Annotated in this window: 21 protein-coding genes; 11 read left to right on the forward strand and 10 right to left on the reverse strand. The window is 68.6% G+C overall.

Translation table 11 applies throughout. The features are described from left to right. Positions 1 to 40: 40 nt before the first annotated feature. From OH802_RS08160 to OH802_RS08170, 3 genes are read right to left on the reverse strand one after another with little or no spacing between them, the layout of a single operon-like run. A complete protein-coding gene (locus tag OH802_RS08160; protein ID WP_406026845.1) occupies positions 41 to 1,012 on the reverse strand; it encodes an ADP-ribosylglycohydrolase family protein in 972 nt (323 codons plus the stop codon). A gap of 9 nt (positions 1,013 to 1,021) precedes the next feature. Continuing rightward, positions 1,022 to 1,840 (reverse strand): mycothiol synthase, encoded by an 819-nt coding sequence (gene mshD / locus OH802_RS08165; RefSeq protein ID WP_406026847.1) that lies wholly within the window; start codon positions 1,838 to 1,840, stop codon positions 1,022 to 1,024. A 9-nt stretch (positions 1,841 to 1,849) separates the two neighbouring features. After that, positions 1,850 to 2,596 carry a response regulator transcription factor gene (locus OH802_RS08170; protein ID WP_160026765.1) on the reverse strand — a complete coding sequence of 249 codons (747 nt, stop codon included), beginning with the start codon at positions 2,594 to 2,596 and terminating at the stop codon, positions 1,850 to 1,852. Between the two features lie 122 nt (positions 2,597 to 2,718). Here OH802_RS08170 and OH802_RS08175 point away from each other — a divergent pair, with 122 nt between their 5' ends. Further along, positions 2,719 to 2,988: a MoaD/ThiS family protein gene (locus OH802_RS08175; protein ID WP_160026766.1), complete on the forward strand. Its 270-nt coding sequence runs from the start codon at positions 2,719 to 2,721 to the stop codon at positions 2,986 to 2,988. 75 nt (positions 2,989 to 3,063) lie between these two features. On the opposite strand, the gene OH802_RS08180 is transcribed toward OH802_RS08175, so the two are convergent. Continuing rightward, positions 3,064 to 3,498 carry an Hsp20 family protein gene (locus OH802_RS08180; RefSeq protein WP_350661003.1) on the reverse strand — a complete coding sequence of 145 codons (435 nt, stop codon included), beginning with the start codon at positions 3,496 to 3,498 and terminating at the stop codon, positions 3,064 to 3,066. Between the two features lie 94 nt (positions 3,499 to 3,592). Between OH802_RS08180 and OH802_RS08185 the strand changes: the two genes are divergently transcribed. The 6 genes from OH802_RS08185 (at position 3,593) to OH802_RS08210 (ending at position 7,193) form a co-directional block, all read left to right on the forward strand. After that, a complete protein-coding gene (locus tag OH802_RS08185) occupies positions 3,593 to 3,883 on the forward strand; it encodes a MerR family transcriptional regulator (RefSeq protein ID WP_406026852.1) in 291 nt (96 codons plus the stop codon). 29 nt (positions 3,884 to 3,912) lie between these two features. Then, positions 3,913 to 4,374 (forward strand): thioredoxin family protein, encoded by a 462-nt coding sequence (locus tag OH802_RS08190; RefSeq protein ID WP_406026854.1) that lies wholly within the window; start codon positions 3,913 to 3,915, stop codon positions 4,372 to 4,374. Between the two features lie 241 nt (positions 4,375 to 4,615). Continuing rightward, positions 4,616 to 5,062 (forward strand): DUF4395 domain-containing protein, encoded by a 447-nt coding sequence (locus OH802_RS08195; RefSeq protein ID WP_406026856.1) that lies wholly within the window; start codon positions 4,616 to 4,618, stop codon positions 5,060 to 5,062. Between the two features lie 38 nt (positions 5,063 to 5,100). Then, complete coding sequence (locus tag OH802_RS08200; protein WP_406026858.1) at positions 5,101 to 5,949, forward strand: sulfurtransferase; 849 nt, start codon at positions 5,101 to 5,103, stop codon at positions 5,947 to 5,949. A gap of 2 nt (positions 5,950 to 5,951) precedes the next feature. Beyond that, positions 5,952 to 6,251: a DUF1416 domain-containing protein gene (locus OH802_RS08205; RefSeq protein ID WP_045549621.1), complete on the forward strand. Its 300-nt coding sequence runs from the start codon at positions 5,952 to 5,954 to the stop codon at positions 6,249 to 6,251. Positions 6,252 to 6,368: 117 nt separating this feature from the next. Then, positions 6,369 to 7,193, forward strand: coding sequence for a 3-keto-5-aminohexanoate cleavage protein (locus tag OH802_RS08210; RefSeq protein ID WP_406026860.1), 825 nt, complete (start codon positions 6,369 to 6,371; stop codon positions 7,191 to 7,193). Between the two features lie 38 nt (positions 7,194 to 7,231). Here OH802_RS08210 and cysC read toward each other — a convergent pair whose 3' ends face one another. The 5 genes from cysC to OH802_RS08235 form a co-directional block, all read right to left on the reverse strand. After that, positions 7,232 to 8,431 (reverse strand): adenylyl-sulfate kinase, encoded by a 1,200-nt coding sequence (gene cysC / locus OH802_RS08215; RefSeq protein WP_406026862.1) that lies wholly within the window; start codon positions 8,429 to 8,431, stop codon positions 7,232 to 7,234. 91 nt (positions 8,432 to 8,522) lie between these two features. Next, positions 8,523 to 9,773 carry a GTP-binding protein gene (locus tag OH802_RS08220; protein ID WP_201451214.1) on the reverse strand — a complete coding sequence of 417 codons (1,251 nt, stop codon included), beginning with the start codon at positions 9,771 to 9,773 and terminating at the stop codon, positions 8,523 to 8,525. Then, positions 9,773 to 10,687, reverse strand: a complete 915-nt coding sequence (gene cysD, locus OH802_RS08225) for a sulfate adenylyltransferase subunit CysD (protein ID WP_350660983.1) — start codon at positions 10,685 to 10,687, stop codon at positions 9,773 to 9,775. Before cysD ends, OH802_RS08220 begins: the two co-directional genes overlap by 1 nt. 167 nt (positions 10,688 to 10,854) lie before the next feature. Then, on the reverse strand, positions 10,855 to 11,706 hold the full coding sequence (locus OH802_RS08230) for a HipA N-terminal domain-containing protein (protein WP_406026865.1): 852 nt from the start codon (positions 11,704 to 11,706) through the stop codon (positions 10,855 to 10,857). After that, positions 11,706 to 11,993, reverse strand: coding sequence for a helix-turn-helix transcriptional regulator (locus tag OH802_RS08235; protein WP_406026867.1), 288 nt, complete (start codon positions 11,991 to 11,993; stop codon positions 11,706 to 11,708). Before OH802_RS08235 ends, OH802_RS08230 begins: the two co-directional genes overlap by 1 nt. A 125-nt stretch (positions 11,994 to 12,118) precedes the next feature. Between OH802_RS08235 and OH802_RS08240 the strand changes: the two genes are divergently transcribed. Beyond that, positions 12,119 to 13,249, forward strand: a complete 1,131-nt coding sequence (locus OH802_RS08240) for a nucleotide sugar dehydrogenase (RefSeq protein ID WP_406029253.1) — start codon at positions 12,119 to 12,121, stop codon at positions 13,247 to 13,249. A 141-nt stretch (positions 13,250 to 13,390) separates the two neighbouring features. Next, on the forward strand, positions 13,391 to 13,762 hold the full coding sequence (locus OH802_RS08245; protein ID WP_406026869.1) for a phosphomannose isomerase type II C-terminal cupin domain: 372 nt from the start codon (positions 13,391 to 13,393) through the stop codon (positions 13,760 to 13,762). Between the two features lie 6 nt (positions 13,763 to 13,768). On the opposite strand, the gene rfbA is transcribed toward OH802_RS08245, so the two are convergent. Further along, a complete protein-coding gene (rfbA, locus tag OH802_RS08250; protein WP_355021518.1) occupies positions 13,769 to 14,641 on the reverse strand; it encodes a glucose-1-phosphate thymidylyltransferase RfbA in 873 nt (290 codons plus the stop codon). Positions 14,642 to 14,735: 94 nt separating this feature from the next. Here rfbA and rfbB point away from each other — a divergent pair, with 94 nt between their 5' ends. Further along, the gene (rfbB, locus tag OH802_RS08255) at positions 14,736 to 15,734 is read left to right on the forward strand and encodes a dTDP-glucose 4,6-dehydratase (protein ID WP_406026872.1); all 999 of its coding nucleotides are present in this window, start codon (positions 14,736 to 14,738) and stop codon (positions 15,732 to 15,734) included. A 6-nt stretch (positions 15,735 to 15,740) separates the two neighbouring features. Beyond that, positions 15,741 to 17,123, forward strand: coding sequence for a sugar nucleotide-binding protein (locus OH802_RS08260; RefSeq protein ID WP_406026874.1), 1,383 nt, complete (start codon positions 15,741 to 15,743; stop codon positions 17,121 to 17,123). Positions 17,124 to 17,145: the final 22 nt, after the last annotated feature.

Here is a 17,145-nt window from a genome sequence, read left to right on the forward strand (position 1 = left end):
TTGGGCTAGAGCTGGCGCGCCAGTTCTGCCGAGTCGACCGTCAGGGACGGCTCGCGGCAACGGTGTCGAGGGCGAGCGTGGCGAGGACGGCGCCGGTGATGCCGGGGTAGCCGTGGCTGAGCTCGCGCCACTCGGCCGGGATGGCGGTGGCGCCCCAGCGAGCACCGAGGAGGCCACCGGCGATGGCGGCGACGGTGTCGGTGTCGTTGCCGATCCGGATGGCGGTGTTGAGCGCATCGACGTAGTGGCTCGCGGGGTCGGCCTCGGGCACGGGGGTCTGGGCGATCGAGGACCAGGCGGCTTGCAGCGCGGTGACGACCCAGCCGTTGGGGTTGAAGGTCGCCGGCGGCGCGGTCTCGGCCTCGTCGAGCTTCTCGGTCCAGAAGCTGGCTTCGGCGGGGGAGAGGAGGGAGAGGCCGGAGCGTGCGTCGAGCTCGCCGTGCATCACCGCGTGCTCGATCGCCAGGGACCACAGGACGCAGCCGGACCGGGCGTGCTCGTCCCAGTGGGTCAGAGCGCTCACCGCGGCGGCGGCCTCGACGACGGCCGGGCGGTCGCCGAGATAGCGGAGCGGGACCGGGGCGGTACGCATCAGGGAGCCGTTGCCTCCCGTGTGGCCGGTCGTCGCGTGCAGCTTCTCAGAGACCTGTTGCAGCTGCGCGGCGGTCGGCGCGGGACCGGCGGTGTCGAGCACCCGGGCGGTCTGGTTGCCGATGTCCTTCGGCTCCGACTCCGCCCACGTCCGGAAGTTGCGGGCGACCGCGGTCAGCCCCTCCTCGGTACGCAGGTCGAGACCGCCCGCGGCGGCGTCGAGGATGCACCACGACATCGTCGTGTCGTCGGTCCACTCCCCGGGCGCGAACGGGCCGAGCCCGCCGCCGAGCATCTGCGCCCTCTCGTCCGCGCCGAGCCGAGGGCGGTCGAACTCGTAGTGAGCCCCGAGCGCATCCGCCACCGCGGTTCCGACGATGGCCCCGACGGCCCGGTCACTCTGAGACTCGGTCAGCTTCACGCGAAGACACTAGCGGCGCGTGTACTGCACATGCGTGTCCGCCGCGGCACGGGTGAAACCGAGGCCCTCGTAGAGACGTACGGCCGGGGTGTTGTCGCCTTCGACATAGAGATGGATCCGCTCGACGCCGACAGCAGCCAGGTGGTTCAGCCCGAGGAGGGTGACGAGCTTGCCGAGCCCTCGGCCCTGCGCGGCGGGATCGACCCCGACGACGTAGACCTCGCCCTCGGTCTTGCTGTGGCGCTTGGTCCAGTGGAACGCCAGGAGCTTGTCGCCCTCCCACGCGGTGACCAGCCCCGACGGGTCGAACCACGACTCAGCCATCCGCTCGCGCAGACCGGCCTCGTCCAGCGATCCCTGCTCGGGGTGGTGCGCGAACGCGGCGGCGTTGACCCGGAGCAGCTCGGCCTCGTCGCCGGGCTCGAAGCCGCGTACGACGATCCCGTCGGGGGTCTCCGGAGCCGGCGGCAGACCGGCGACCGGGCGCCGCATCACCCACAGCTCACGGGTGCGCTCCCACCCCTGGGTCGCGGCCAACCGGGCGGCAGCGGGGTTGTCCCCGTGGGACCAGGCCGTGGTCCCGGGTGCCAGCGCCGGCGCCCGGAGCAGCAGCTGGCGACCCAGGCCGACACCGCGATGCTGGGTCAGCACCACCAGCGACAGCTCGGTGCCGATCATCAGCCCGAAGCCGCGTACGTCACCCCAGATCGTGGCGTCCTCCGGACGGTTGCGCAGCGTCAGGAGGGTCGCCTCGTCGAGCGGCGCTACGCCGTCGTACGCCTCGGTCGCCTTCGCGATGGCCAGGACCTGCTCGACGGTGAGTGCCATAGGTGAAGCCTAGGCGTCGGCCCCCAGGCGAGGAGACGGGGTCAGTCGGGCGCCGTCGGCGGCAGCCTCGTTGTTCTTCGACGGCAGCACGAAGCGGTAGCCGACGTTGCGGACGGTGCCGATGAGGGTCTCGTTCTCCGGGCCGAGCTTGGCGCGCAGGCGACGTACGTGGACGTCGACGGTGCGGGTGCCGCCGAAGTAGTCGTAGCCCCACACCTCCTGCAGCAGCTGCTGGCGGGAGAAGACGCGGCCGGGGTGCTGGGCGAGGAACTTCAGGAGCTCGAACTCCTTGAAGGTCAGGTCGAGCGGGCGGCCGCCGATCTTGGCGGTGTAGGTGGCGTCGTCGACGACGACCTCGCCGGAGCGGATGACGTGGGCCTCGGGGTCGGAGGCCTCGCGGGCCGCCGAGATGCGGCCGATCGCGAGCTTGATCCGGGCCTCGAGCTCCGCCGGACCGCAGGTGTGCAGCACGACGTCGTCCATGCCCCAGTCGTGGGCCACGACAGCGAGGCCACCCTCGGTGGCGATCAGCAGAACGGGGATGTCGGTGCCGGTCGTGCGGATCAGACGACACAGGTCACGGGCCTGGGCGAGGTCCTGCCGGCCGTCTACCAGCAGCAGGTCGGAGTCGGGCGCCTCGAGAAGCGCGCTACCTTCAGCAGGAAGGATCTTCACCTGATGGCCGAGGAGCGAGAGCCCGGGAAGGACATCTGCCGAAGGCTGGAGCGAACTGGTCAACAACAGAAGCGAGCTCATTGGGGGTGCCTCTCGGTCAGAGAAAGAGGAGCACCGAAACGCAACATTGAGCCTCGGTGAGGTGATCGTTGCACCATATTAACGAAACCTCACGGTGACATAGGAAGGATGTCCACGAGAAAGTGACGAATGTTATAGAGGTCCGCTACTGGGCCGCGGCCAAGTCGGCGGCCGGGACTCCGTCCGACCGGTTCGAGGTCGACGGCCCGTTGACGCTGGCAGAGGTCGTACGCCGCGCCGCGGAGCTGCACGCCGACACCCGCCTCCCCGAGGTCCTCAAGGTCTGCTCGGCACTCATCGGCGACCGCCCGGCGGGTACGGGCGACCCCGGCGGGATCGAGGTCCCACCGGGGTCGACGGTTGAGTTCCTTCCGCCGTTCGCCGGCGGCTGATTCGCGAGGGGCTGGGGAGCCCGCGCCCGGCGACTCACCTGCGTAAGGGCCTGCCGGGGCGGGCAGGTCCTTCCCTCAGCTCTCGATCGCGGCGGGCTCCGGCTTGGCGCTCGTGGCGATCTCGATCTTGCGCGGCTTGGCCTTCTCGGCGACCGGCACGACCAGGCGCAGCACGCCGGCGTCGTACGCAGCCTCGATGTGGTCGAGGTCGAGGTTGTCGCCGAGCACGAGTTGACGGCTGAAGCTGCCACGGACTCGCTCGTTGGCGAGCATCTGCCAGTCGCCGTTCTTGGCGACCCGCTCGGCCTTGACGGTGAGCACGTTGCGCTCGACATCCAGGTCGATCGTGTCCGGGCTGACGCCGGGAAGGTCGAACTCGATGACGAACCGGTCGCCCTCGCGCCAGGCATCCATGGGCATCACGGCCGGTCGGTTGGTGGTGCCGCCGCCCAGGAGCTGCTGGGTGATGCGATCGAACTCGCGGAACGGATCGGTGCTTCGGATCAGCATGGTTTCCCTCCTCACGGGATCTATATCAGCGGATACATCTTTCATATATCCCAGACGCTAGATGATTTCAAGCCCTCATGCCAGAATTGATCGTGTGACGGAGCGAACCAGGGCTGTCTACGCCATCTCGGTGGCTGCGGAGATGGCCGACATGCAGATCCAGAACCTCCGCGTCTACGAGCGGCGGGGGCTGGTGGATCCTGCGCGGACCTCGGGAGGCACCCGGCTCTACTCCCGCGCCGACGTCGAGCGTCTCGTCCGCATCCGTGACCTCCTCGCCGACGGCCTCAACCTCGCCGGCATCGGCCGCGTGCTGGCCCTGGAGGAGGACGTACGCCGCCTGGAAGCGGCCAACGAGAGCCTTCGTCGCGCGGCGAGGGAATGAGTCGGGCGGATTGCCGGTTCAATAGTTCCATGAGCACCGGAGCCTGGATCGCCGTCGTCGCGATAGCCGTCGCCCTCGCCTTCGGTCTGTTCCGGATGCTCAGCGACGGCCGCTTCCGAGGCACGAAGGAGCTCCACGTGACCCACGAGGACCACCCGCCCGAGACGCACGCGTGGGACGCGGTCACCGACGCACTGGGTGAGTCCGAGCTCGGTGCGCGCGCGACCCTCGTGCAGTTCTCCAGTGCCTTCTGCGCGCCGTGCCGGGCGACCCGGCGGATCCTGGGCGAGGTCGCCGACATCGTCCCGGGCGTGGTGCACGTCGAGATCGACGCCGAGCACCACCTCGACCTGGTGCGCCGCCTCGACATCATGCGTACGCCGACGACCCTGGTGATCGACGGCGCCGGCAACGAGATCGCACGTGCCTCGGGGGCTCCGCGCAAGGAGCAGGTCCTGAGTGCGATTCCTGCCGTGAATCTCGAATCCTGACACGCTCGTCCATATGACGAGACATTCGTTTCGTGGCCGTCGAGCATCGCGCTACTGTCATCGCATGTTCTCGACCATGCTGACCAAGCGCCGCGCAGTGGATCACTGCCGCGTGCGCTCGGCGCTGTGTCGTTCCTGCCGCTGATTCCCTGAGATTGTCGACCGAGTCGACCCTGGGGATCGCTTTCGCCTGTCAGGCTCGTCCTGACGACCTCCCCTCCACTCTCGCAGGAGCACATCTATGTCCGAGACCTCAGGCCAGACGGCGACACAGACCGGAATCGACCCTCGTGGCCCGCAGTTCGCTGCGGCGCTGACCGTTGTCGTACTCCTCCTGGCTCTGCTGCTCCCGCAGCCATGGGCTCTCGTGGTGACGGCGATCCAGACCGTGCTCTTCGCGATCGGGGCAGGTCTCGGCGTTCAGCGGACCCCACACGCCTGGCTCTTCAAGAAGTTCGTACGTCCCCGCCTCGGCGCCCCGGACGAGCTCGAGGACCCAGCACCGCCCCGGTTCGCCCAGGGCGTTGGCCTCGCCTTCGTGCTGGTCGCGCTCGTGGCCTTCCTGGTCGGCGCCACGCTCGTGGCGCAGATCGCCCTCGGCCTCGCGCTGGTCGCGGCCGTGCTCAATGCCGTCTTCAAGTTCTGCCTCGGCTGCGAGCTCTACCTGCTGATCAGGCGCTTCGCCTGATCCCCTGAACGCAAGAAACACCAACGAAAGGTACCTAGATGACCCGCGAGAACTCCCTCGTCTCCGCCCAGTGGGTGGAGGAGCACCTCGATGACCCCAAGGTGGTGCTGATCGAGGTCGACGAAGACACCACCGCCTACGACAAGGGCCACATCAAGGGCGCGATCAAGCTCGACTGGACCACCGACCTGCAGGACCAGGTGCGCCGCGACTTCGTCAACAAGGACCAGTTCTCCGCACTGCTCTCCGAGCGTGGCGTCTCCAACGACAACACTGTGGTGCTCTATGGCGGCAACAACAACTGGTTCGCCGCGTACGCCTTCTGGTACTTCAAGCTCTACGGCCACCAGGACGTCAAGCTCCTCGACGGCGGCCGCAAGAAGTGGGAGCTCGACTCCCGCGAGCTGACCGACGAGACCGTCACCCGTGAGGCGGCCAGCTACACCGCCCAGGACCAGGACCTCTCGATCCGCGCCTTCCGCGACGAGACCGTCGAGGCCATCGGCGTGAAGAACCTGGTCGACGTGCGGTCGCCCGACGAGTTCGCCGGCCGCCTCCTCGCCCCGGCCCACCTCCCGCAGGAGCAGGCCCAGCGTGCCGGTCACATCCCGACCGCGGCCAACGTCCCGTGGTCCAAGGCGGCCAACGACGACGGCACCTTCCGCTCCGACGAGGAGCTCAAGGAGATCTACTCCGAGGCCGGCGTCGACTGGAGCAAGGACACGATCGCCTACTGCCGCATCGGCGAGCGCTCCTCGCACACCTGGTTCGTGCTCAAGGAGCTCCTCGGCCAGGAGAACGTGAAGAACTACGACGGCTCGTGGACCGAGTACGGCTCCCTCGTCGGCGTCCCGGTCGTCACTGGCGACGAGCCCGGGGAGGCCTGAGCATGTGCGGAGCAACTGAGGGCGGGCTCTCGCTCGCCGGCGTCGATGTCGCCAAGGAAGCAGTCATCCAGGGTCAGGTGACCCGAGGTGGCGAGCCGGTCCACGGCGCGTACGTCCGGCTGCTCGACCGCACCGGCGAGTTCACCGCCGAGGTGCCGACCTCGGCCACCGGTCACTTCCGGTTCTTCGCCGGCGACGGCGAGTGGACGCTGCGTACGCTCGCGCCGAAGGCGGAGCCGGTGGACAAGAAGGTCCACGCCGCGGTCGGCAACGTCGCCGAGGTGACGATCCCGATCGGCTGACGATCCCTGACGTGGGAGCCCCGGTGTCATTGGTCGACACCGGGGCTCCCGCGTCGTTTTGCCATCATGCGATGGAGATATTGCGGCAGATCGCTTGAATGGCGCTAGATTGTCCGGGTGACTGGACTGCTTGTGACCGTTGCCCCGACCGGCGCGGAGACCGCGAAGGAAGACTGCCCGCAGCTGCCGACGACGCTGGAGGAGCTGGTGGCGACGGCCGTCGAGTGCGAGGAGGCGGGGGCGCGGATGATCCACGTCCACATCCGCGACGACGGCCATGCGCCGACGCTCGACCTGGGGCGGCTGACCGAGACGGTCGACGCGCTCCACGAGAAGACCGAGCTGATCGTGCAGCTCTCCACCGGCGGCTCGGTCCATGACCCGCTGGACAAGCGGCTGAAGGTGCTCGACGCCGGCCCGGACTCGTGCTCGCTGACGATGGGCACGACCAACTTCGGCGACGACGTCTTCTCCAACCCGTGGCCGTTCATCTCCGAGCTCTACCAACTCACCCAGGAGCGCGGCGTGGTGCCGGAGTTCGAGCTCTTCGATCTGGGGCACGTCGCCGCGCTGCAGCGGCTGCTGGGGAAGTACGGCCTGCCCGCCGGCGGCAAGGTCCACGTCGACTTCGTCATGGGCGTGCCCGGTGGCATGCCCGGCACCTCTGCCGCGCTGGTCGCCGGCGTCGCCGCGCTGCCGGACGAGGTGACCTCGTGGTCGGCGACCGGCATCGGCCGCTCGACCCTCCCGGTCATGCTCACCTCGCTGGCCATGGGCGGGCACCTGCGGGTCGGGATGGAGGACGTACTCACCCTCGCCAAGGGTGTCCCGGTCGACGCCAACCGCCAGCTCGTCGAGCGAGCCGTCGAAGCGGCCGCGGTCGCTCAGCGTGAACCGATGAGCGCCGACGAAGCCTGGGCCCTCCTCGGTCTCAAGCGCTAGGCATGCTCGCCCGCGTGCAGGACGAGCCGGGTCGGCCGTCAGGCGAGGTCGAGGTAGCCGGCCTCGCGCAGGCCCTCGATGACGTCGTCCAAGGCGTCCTCGATCGAGCGGCCGGTGGTGTCGACGCGTACGTCGGCGTCGGCCGGCTCCTCGTAGGGCGAGGAGATCCCGGTGAACTCGGGGATCTCGCCGGCCCGGGCCTTGGCGTAGAGGCCCTTGCGGTCACGCCGCTCGCACTCCTCCAGGGGCGTGGCCACGTGGACCAGGAAGAAGGCGCCGCCGGCGTCGTCGACGTAGCCGCGTACGTCCTGGCGGGTCCCGTCGAACGGGGCGATGGGGGAGCAGACGGCGAGGCCGCCGTGGCGGGAGATCTCTGCGGCCACCCAGCCGATCCGGCGGATGTTGGTCTCCCGGTCCTCCTTGGAGAAGGTCAGCCCGGCCGACAGGTTGCGGCGCACGACATCGCCGTCGAGCGAGGTGACCGTGCGCACGCCCTGCTCGAGGATCCTGTCCATCAGGGCGCGGGCGAGGGTGGACTTGCCAGAGCCGGACAGGCCGGTGAAGAAGATGACCAGGCCCTGGTCCTCGGGCGCCGGCTGGTCGGAGGCGATGACCGCGGCGATCGCCTCGGTGTAGTCGGCCGACTCGGTCGAGGCGCCCGAGGAGAGCGCGTGGATCGGGTCACCCCCGGCGTACGCCTCCACCACGGCCACGCCGAGGGCGTGGTCGGCCTCGGGGTCGTCGTGCGAAGCCAGCGGCACCGCGACGACGGCGGCATCGGGCAGGTCCTCCGCGGCCAGCAACGAGGCGCGCAGCAGGGCGACGGGCGACAGGGACGGCGTGCCGTGCCCGACCAGGGCGAGCAGCAGCACCGGCCCGAGGGCCGCGATCTCCGCGATCTCGGCGGTGGTGAGTGCGTCGGTGACCGGGACGACCGTCCGTCCGGCGTACGCCTTCCGGGTCTGCTCCGGGGTGAGGTAGAGACGTCGGAAGGGGCCGTAGGCGGGGGAGGACAGGCCGGTCACCTCGCCCGCGGGCCAGGTGACCCGCGCCAGCGGGAGTCCCTCGGGGTCGACGATCTCCACCGCACCGTCCGCGGCCGCGCTCTCCGCAACCGAGGCGGGGAGGGAGAGCGTCAACGCCGACGCGGGAGCGTTCAGCGGACCCGGAAGGGCACCGGAGACGATCAGCTCGATGTCATCGAGCTCGCGCGGCGTGGGAGAGAACTGCTGAGGCACAAGATCACCTGGTCAGGTTGGTATGAGATGGAGAACGGGCGGCGCATCCCGTTGCCGGAATGCGCCGCCCAGTTCTGAGTAGCTCGGCTGATCAGTCGTTGATCATGCCCGCGCCGACGGTGACGCCGGTCGCCTCGTCGATGAGGATGAAGGAGCCGGTGGTGCGGTTCTTCGAGTAGGGGTCGCACAGCAGCGGCTTGGTGGTGCGCAGTTGGACGCGGCCGATCTCGTTGAGGCCGAGCTCCTTGGTCTCCAGGTCACGGTGGAGGCTGTTGACGTCCAGGCGGTACTGGATGTCCTTGACCAGCGCTCGCGCCGAGTTGGAGGTGTGCTTGATGGCCAGCTTCTGCCGCGGACGCAGCGGAGCGTTGGTCATCCAGCAGATCATCGCGTCGATGTCCTGGCTCGGCTCGGGGGCGTTCTTGACCCGCGAGATCATGTCGCCGCGGCTCACGTCGACGTCGTCCTCGAGCCGGACGGTCACCGACATCGGCGGGAACGCCTCGGGGATCTCCTTGTCGAACAGGTCGATCCCGGCGATCTTGCTGGTCATCCCGGAGGGAAGCACCATGACCTCGTCGCCCGGCTTGAGCACTCCACCGGCGACCTGGCCCGCGTAGCCGCGGTAGTCGTGGTGGTCGTCGGACTTCGGCCGGATGACGTACTGCACCGGAAGTCGCACGTCGACCAGGTCGCGGTCGGAGGCGACGTGGACGTGCTCGAGGTGGTGGATCAGCGTCGGGCCGGAGTACCAGTCCATGTTGGTGGAGCGGGTCACCACGTTGTCGCCCTGGAGCGCCGAGATCGGGATGACCTCGAGGTCCGGGATGTTGAGCTTGGTCGCGAACGCGGTGAACTCGGCCGAGATCTTGTTGTAGACCTCCTGGGAGTAGTCCACGAGGTCCATCTTGTTGATGCACAGGACCAGGTGGGGCACTCGCAGCAGCGAGAGCAGCACCGCGTGACGGCGGGACTGCTCGGTCAGGCCGTGACGAGCGTCGACGAGCACCAGGCCGAGGTCGGCGGTGGAGGCACCGGTGACCATGTTGCGCGTGTACTGCACGTGGCCCGGGGTGTCGGCGATGATGAACTTGCGGTTGGGCGTCGCGAAGTAGCGGTAGGCCACGTCGATGGTGATGCCCTGCTCGCGCTCGGACCGCAGTCCGTCGGTCAGCAGCGACAGGTCGACGTAGCCGTGGCCCTTGTCCTGCGAGGTCTTCTCGACCGACTCGAGCTGGTCGGTGAAGATCGACTTCGAGTCGAACAGCAGCCGCCCGATGAGGGTGGACTTGCCGTCGTCGACCGAACCGGCGGTGGCGAACCGCAGAAGGTCCATGGCCATCAGAAGTAACCTTCCTTCTTGCGGTCCTCCATGGCAGCCTCGGAGAACCGGTCGTCACCGCGGGTCGCGCCTCGCTCGGTGACCCGGGCGGCGGCGACCTCCTCGATGATCTCGGGGATCGTGGATGCGGTCGACTCGACGCAGCCGGTCAGGGTCATGTCGCCGCAGGTGCGGTAGCGGACCGTACGCTCGGTGACTACCTCGCCCTCGCGCAGCGGGTTGAGCGGGGTCTCGGTCAGCAGCATGCCGTCGCGCTCGAAGACGCGACGCTGGTGGGCGAAGTAGACCTGCGGGATCTCGATGCCTTCGCGGCCGATGTAGTCCCAGATGTCGAGCTCGGTCCAGTTGGAGATCGGGAAGATCCGCATGTGCTCGCCCTCGTGGAGCCGCCCGTTGTAGAGCGACCACAGCTCGGGGCGCTGCATCTTGGGGTCCCACTGGCCGAACTCGTCGCGGTGGGAGTAGACGCGCTCCTTGGCGCGGGCCTTCTCCTCGTCGCGGCGACCGCCACCGAAGGCGGCGGTGAAGCCGTTCTCCTCGATCGCGTTCAGCAGGGTGGGCGTCTGGAGCCGGTTGCGCGAGGTCTTGCCGTCGTCGACGACGATGCCGCGCGCGATGGCGTCATCGATGCTCGCGATCACCAGGCGTACGCCCAGACGGCTGACCCAGCGGTCACGGGTCTCGGCGACCTCGGGGAAGTCGAGGCCGTTGTCGATCTGGAGCACAGGGAACGGGATCTTGGCAGGGAAGAAAGCCTTCTCCGCAAGTCGCAGCATCACGATGCTGTCCTTGCCGCCCGAGAACATCAGGACAGGCTTCTCGAACTCTGCCGCGGCCTCGCGGAAGATGTGGATCGACTCGGCTTCCAGCTGGTCGAGCTGGCTGAGCCGGTAGTCGGCGTGTGTTGCAGTCATTACGGAACCAGAGGACCTCTCCGTCAGGTTGAGGCGCCCATGCTAGTGGCGGCTTCCACGGCACGGCGAAATGTCCCATCCCCGCGTGGGCAGGAATCCGAGTGTACGCACGCGTCGGCCCGTGTCCGGCAGCACCACTCGCACGGTGAGATGGCCGGCTGTACGTGTCAGCGCCGTGGTGCCACGGCGACCCGGTCTCCGGCCAGCAGGAAGCCGATCTTGTCGACGTCATCTGCCGGAGGCGGCGCCATGTCGAGCCGTAGGAACAGGTCGCGTACGCCGCCCGGGTCGGTGTCCTCGCCGGGCCGGAGACCCAGTGCCTGCCGGATCGTCTCGGCATGGATGCGCCGGCCGCCGAGCCGGTCCCAGCGCTCCGCGACGAGCGCCGCCTGCGCGCCGAAGGTGACCAGCTCGGTGCGGGTGGCGGGGGTCCCGCCGGAGCGGGCCCGGCGAAGGGCGGCGATCCTCGCGGAGGCCTCCTCGGATGTCGTCGGCCGCAGGATGTGCGTCGAGGGATGCTCGTACGTCGGCCAGAACCACTTCCCCGAGGCCCGCCGCAGCGCGAACTTCCCCTGGTGGCCGCCGAGGGAGAACCGGGGCCGGGCCCGCTGGTCGAGCCACGAGGTGGGCTGGTTGCGCAGCGCCGCGAGCCGGGTCGTGATCTCGGGCAGTGGCGCCTCGACGGGATGCGGCGCCCGGCGCCAGGGCAGGTCGGGGTCGGCCGAGAGCGAGACCGCGCCGGGGAGATCGTCGCCGTAGGAGGCGAGCAGCGTCATCGGTTCGGTGTCGGGCAGCCCTCGCTCGCGCGCCCATCTGCGGCGTACGTCCTCGCGGGCGGGGAGCAGGTTGTCCAGCCAGGCGCGGGCGGCTCCCGGGTTCAGGGCGGGGCCGGTGCGGGGGAGAGAGAGCGAGATCGGCGTCGGTCCGGCGGTCTCGGCGTAGGTGAAGTCGATCCGATCCCCGACTTGGCGGAAGGTGCCCATCCGGCGGCGGCCGGCGAAGGCGTACAGCTCTCGCATCAGGGGCCGGTCAGACAGCGGGCTAGGACGGCGTCGAGGTCGACGTCCTCCAGGGGCGGGGCGATCGGGGAGAGCTGCGTGGGCGCGAGGTAGACGTCGAGGACCTCCAGCAGCGCGAGCGCCTTGCCCAGCTCGGCGCGCGGGTGGCCGGACTCGACGTCGACGACGAACCGCCGACCCACCCCGGCCCGGTGGGCCAGGTCACTCTGGGTGAGGCCGGCGCGGCGCCGTGCGGAGCGCACGGCTGACCCGAAGGCGGCCGGTGAGGTCAGGTAGGGCGACGGCATGATGAACACTTTACGCGATGTTCCCGTACGGGAACATCGCTGCCTTTTACGCTGTCACCGGTCTCGAACCGCTGCTTACAGTGCCGAACATGAAGATCACCGTTGTCGGCGTGGGCTACGTCGGGATGTCGCTCGCCGTCCTGCTCGCCCAGAAGCACGACGTCGTCGTCCTGGACATCTCCCAGGAGCGGGTCGACCTGGTCAACGCGGCCAAGACCCCGATCGAGGACGCCGAGATCACCAGCTTCCTGGCCACCAAGCAGCTCGGCCTGCGTGCGACCCTCGACAAGGAGGACGCCTACGCGGACGCCGCGTACGTCATCGTCGCCACCCCGACGAACTACGACGAGGCCTCGAACTACTTCGACACCTCCACCGTCGACAGCGTGATCGCCGACGCGGTGACCTATGCGCCGGAGGCGGCGATCGTGGTGAAGTCGACCATCCCGGTCGGCTACATCGCGGCCAAGCGCGAGCAGCACCCCGAGACGACGCTCTTCTTCAGCCCCGAGTTCCTTCGTGAGGGCAAGGCGCTCCACGACAACCTGCACCCCTCCCGCATCGTCGTCGGCGACGACTCCCCGGCGGCGAAGGGCTTCGCCGAGCTGCTGCTCGAGGGCTCGCTCGAGCCGAACGTACCCGTGCTGATGACCGGCGCCGCCGAGGCCGAGGCGATCAAGCTGTTCGCCAACACCTACCTGGCGCTGCGGGTCGCCTACTTCAACGAGCTGGACACCTACGCCGCCACCCACGGCCTCAACACGACCCAGATCATCGAGGGCGTCGGCCTGGACCCCCGGATCGGCTCGCACTACAACAACCCGAGCTTCGGCTACGGCGGCTACTGCCTGCCCAAGGACACCAGGCAGCTGCAGGCCAACTACCAGGACGTCCCGCAGAACCTCATCTCGGCGATCGTCGAGGCCAACACCACGCGCAAGGACTTCGTCGCCACCGACGTCCTGCGGCGCGAGCCGAAGGTGGTCGGCGTCTACCGGCTGATCATGAAGTCGGGCTCGGACAACTTCCGCGAGTCATCGATCCAGGGCGTGATGAAGCGGATCAAGGCCAAGGGCGTCGAGGTGGTCATCTACGAGCCCGAGCTCGACGAGCCGGAGTTCTTCCACTCCGAGATCATCAAGGACCTCGACGAGTTCAAGCAGCGGGCCGACGTGATCATCGCCAACCGGCGCACCGAGGTGCTCGCCGATGTCGCCGACAAGGTCTACACGCGCGACATCTACGGCCGCGACTGACGCCCTCCGGCAGAAGAGTTCTGCTCCCGTGGGCGACCTGCGGGTAACGGACCGGTGAACATCGGTTCGCAATGAACCGTGCGCGGATGCGTACAGTTATGGTCGCGTCTTCTGTTCAGTGTCTAGGAATGAGGCAACATCATGGCTGGTGACTCCGAGACCCGCCCCTGGGGTTCGTGGCACGTCATCGACATCGGTCCTGGCTACAAGGTCAAGCGGATCGAGGTGTTGCCCAACAGCCGCCTCTCCTACCAGACCCACACCCACCGCTCCGAGCACTGGGTGGTCATCTACGGCAAGGCCACCTGCATCATCGACGGCGTGACCACCATCGCCGGCCCGGGTGAGTCCGTCGACGTCGCCGTCGGCCAGGCCCACCGGATCTGCAACGAGACCGACGAGCCGCTCTCGATCATCGAGGTCCAGCGCGGTGGCTACACCGGCGAGGACGACATCGTCCGCCTGGAAGACGACTTCGGTCGCGCCGAGCAGAAGATCGCGGCCGAGGCCTGATCCGGCCTAGGCCAGCAGCCCGAGCAGGTACTTCCCGTAGCCGCTCTTCAGCAGCGGCTGGGCGAGCTCGGAGAGCTCCTCGTCGGAGAGCCAGCCCTGGCGCCAGGCGACCTCTTCGGGGGCGCCGATCTTGGTGCCCTGGCGGTGCTCGATGGCGCGGATGAAGTTGGCGGCCTCGTTGAGGTCCTCGAGGGTGCCGGTGTCGAGCCAGGCGGTGCCGCGCGGCAGCACCTCGACCGAGAGGGTGCCGGCCTCGAGGTAGATCCGGTTGAGGTCGGTGATCTCGAGCTCGCCGCGCGCGGACGGCTGGAGGTTGCGGGCGTGCCCGATGACCGAGCTGTCGTAGAAGTAGAGGCCGGGGACGGCGTACGGGCTCTTGGGCTTCTCGGGCTTCTCCTCCAAGGAGATGGCCTTGCGGTTCTCGTCGAACTCGACGACGCCGTAGGCGCGCGGGTCGGCGACGCGGTAGCCGAAGACGGCGCCGCCGGTGATCGTCTTGAAGCGGGCCAGCTGGGTGCCGAGGCCGGGGCCGTAGAAGATGTTGTCGCCCAGGACGAGGCCGACACCGTCCTCGGACTCATCGAGGAAGCCGACGTCGGCGCCGATCGTGAACGCCTGGGCGAGGCCGTCGGGGGAGGGTTGCTCGGCGTAGCTGATGTTGACGCCGAGATGGCTGCCGTCTCCGAGGAGCCGGTGGAAGCCGGAGGCCTCGTGGGGCGTCGTGATCACCAGGATGTCCCGGATCCCGGCCAGCATCAGCGTGGTCAGCGGGTAGTAGATCATCGGCTTGTCGTAGATCGGCATCAGCTGCTTGCTGATCGCGAGAGTGATCGGGTGCAGACGTGAGCCGGTGCCTCCGGCAAGGATGATCCCCTTCATGGTCTGTTGATCCTACGGATGTTCACCCCACGTTCTAGGGAACCCACCGAGGCGAGGCGACCACTGGGTGGTTAATTCTGCCTACGATGAACCGGTGAGACGGATTCTTGTGACAGGCGGGGCCGGGTTCATCGGCTCCAACTTCGTGCACCACCTCGTGGCCAACACCGATGCGTACGTGACGGTGCTCGACAAGCTGACCTATGCCTCCTCGGAGGCATCGCTGGCGGGGCTCCCCGAGGATCGGGTGAAGCTCGTGGTCGGTGACATCGCGGACGCCGCGGTGGTCGAGCCGCTGGTGGCGGAGTCGGATGCCGTGGTGCACTACGCGGCCGAGTCGCACAACGACAACTCGCTCTCCGACCCGGCTCCGTTCGTCCAGACCAACATCGTCGGCACCTTCGTGCTCCTCGAGGCGGTCCGGCGTCATGACGTACGTTTCCACCACGTCTCCACCGACGAGGTCTACGGCGACCTCGACCTCGATGACCCGAAGCGGTTCACCGAGGACACCCCCTACCAGCCGTCCTCGCCCTACTCGGCCTCCAAGGCCGGCTCCGACCACCTCGTCCGCGCCTGGGTGCGCTCCTTCGGCGTACGCGCGACGATCTCCAACTGCTCCAACAACTACGGCCCCTGGCAGCACGTCGAGAAGTTCATCCCGCGTCAGATCACCGAGGTGATCGAGGGGCGCCGGCCGCGCGTCTACGGCGACGGGCTCAACGTGCGCGACTGGATCCACACCGATGACCACTCCTCGGCGGTCTGGACGATCCTGGAGAAGGGCCGGATCGGGGAGACGTACCTGATCGGTGCCGACGGCGAGAAGTCCAACGTCGACGTCGTCCGCGCGATCCTGCGTCACTTCGGGCGTCCCGAGGACGACATCGAGTGGGTCACCGACCGCGCCGGCCACGACCGTCGCTACGCCATCGAGTCCGGCAAGCTGCGCAACGAGCTCGGCTGGGAGCCGAAGTACCAGGACTTCGACAAGGGCCTGGCCGCGACGATCGCCTGGTATCAGGAGAACGAGGCCTGGTGGTCGCCGCTGAAGCACGAGACCGAAGCCAAGTACGCCGCGAAGGGGCAGTGATTCTCGGTGGCTGAGCTTCGCGTCGATGAGACGCCCATTCCGGGTCTGCTGGTAGCCCACCTGCCCGTGCACGGCGACGCCCGCGGCTGGTTCAAGGAGAACTGGCAGCGCGCGAAGATGGTGGAGCTGGGGCTCCCCGACTTCGGGCCGGTGCAGAACAACATGTCCTTCAACGCCGCCCGTGGCGCGACCCGAGGCATCCACACCGAGCCGTGGGACAAGTTCGTCTCCGTGGCGTGCGGGCGGGTGTTCGCGGCGTGGGCCGACATGCGTGAGGGGTCGTCCTTCGGGACGACCTTCTCGATCGAGATCGGCCCGGAGATCGCGGTCTTCGTGCCGCGCGGGGTCGGCAACTCCTACCAGGCGCTGGAGGACCGCACCGTCTACTCCTACCTGGTCAACGACCACTGGCGTCCCGGGTTCGCCTACCCGGCGCTCAATCTCGCCGACGAGACCGCCGCGATCGCCTGGCCGATCCCGCTGGACTCCGCCGAGATCTCCGAGAAGGACAGGGCCAACCCACGCCTGGCCGAGATCACCCCGATGAAGCCGAAGAAGACGCTGATCATCGGCGCCAACGGCCAGCTCGGCCGGGCCCTCGTGTCGGTCTTCCCGGACGCGGACGCGGTCGACCTCGACGAGCTCGACATCTCCGACGAGAAGGCGGTCGCGGCCTGGCCGTGGCCCGACTACCAGCTCATCCTCAACGCCGCCGCTTACACCGCCGTCGACGTCGCCGAGACCGCCGACGGCCGGCGCACCGCCTGGGCCGCCAACGCGACGGCTCCGGCGCTGCTCGCCAGGGTCGCGACCGAGCACCGGCTGACTCTGGTGCACTACTCGACCGAGTACGTCTTCGACGGCACCGCCACCGAGCACACCGAGGACGAGCCGGTCTCGCCCCTCGGCGTCTACGCGCAGTCCAAGGCCGCCGGCGACATCGCGGTCGCGGGCACCTCGCGTCACTACATCCTGCGCACCTCCTGGGTCGTCGGAGACGGCAAGAACTTCGTACGCACCATGGCGGCCCTCGCCGAGAAGGGCGTCTCGCCCACCGTGGTCGACGACCAGATCGGCCGGCTCACCTTCACTGACACTCTCGCCGCGGCCACCGCTCACCTGCTGCGGTCCGGGGCTGCGTACGGGGTCTACAACTGCACCAACGCCGGCAACCCGTGCTCGTGGCGGGACATCGCCGCCGAGGTGTTCTCGCTGTCGGGGCGTGACCGGGCCGATGTGGGCGCCACCTCGACCGAGGCCTACTTCGCCGGCAAGGAGGGCGTCGCGCCGCGACCGCTCAACTCGGTGATGGCCCTCGACAAGCTCACCGCCACCGGCTTCGAGCCCGAGGACCACCTCGACGGGCTGCGCCGCTACCTGAAGGTCTGACTGCCGAGTCGGCTCGTCATGA

It is taken from the genome of Nocardioides sp. NBC_00850 (assembly GCF_045207335.1).
Taxonomy (GTDB): Bacteria; Actinomycetota; Actinomycetes; order Propionibacteriales; family Nocardioidaceae; genus Nocardioides.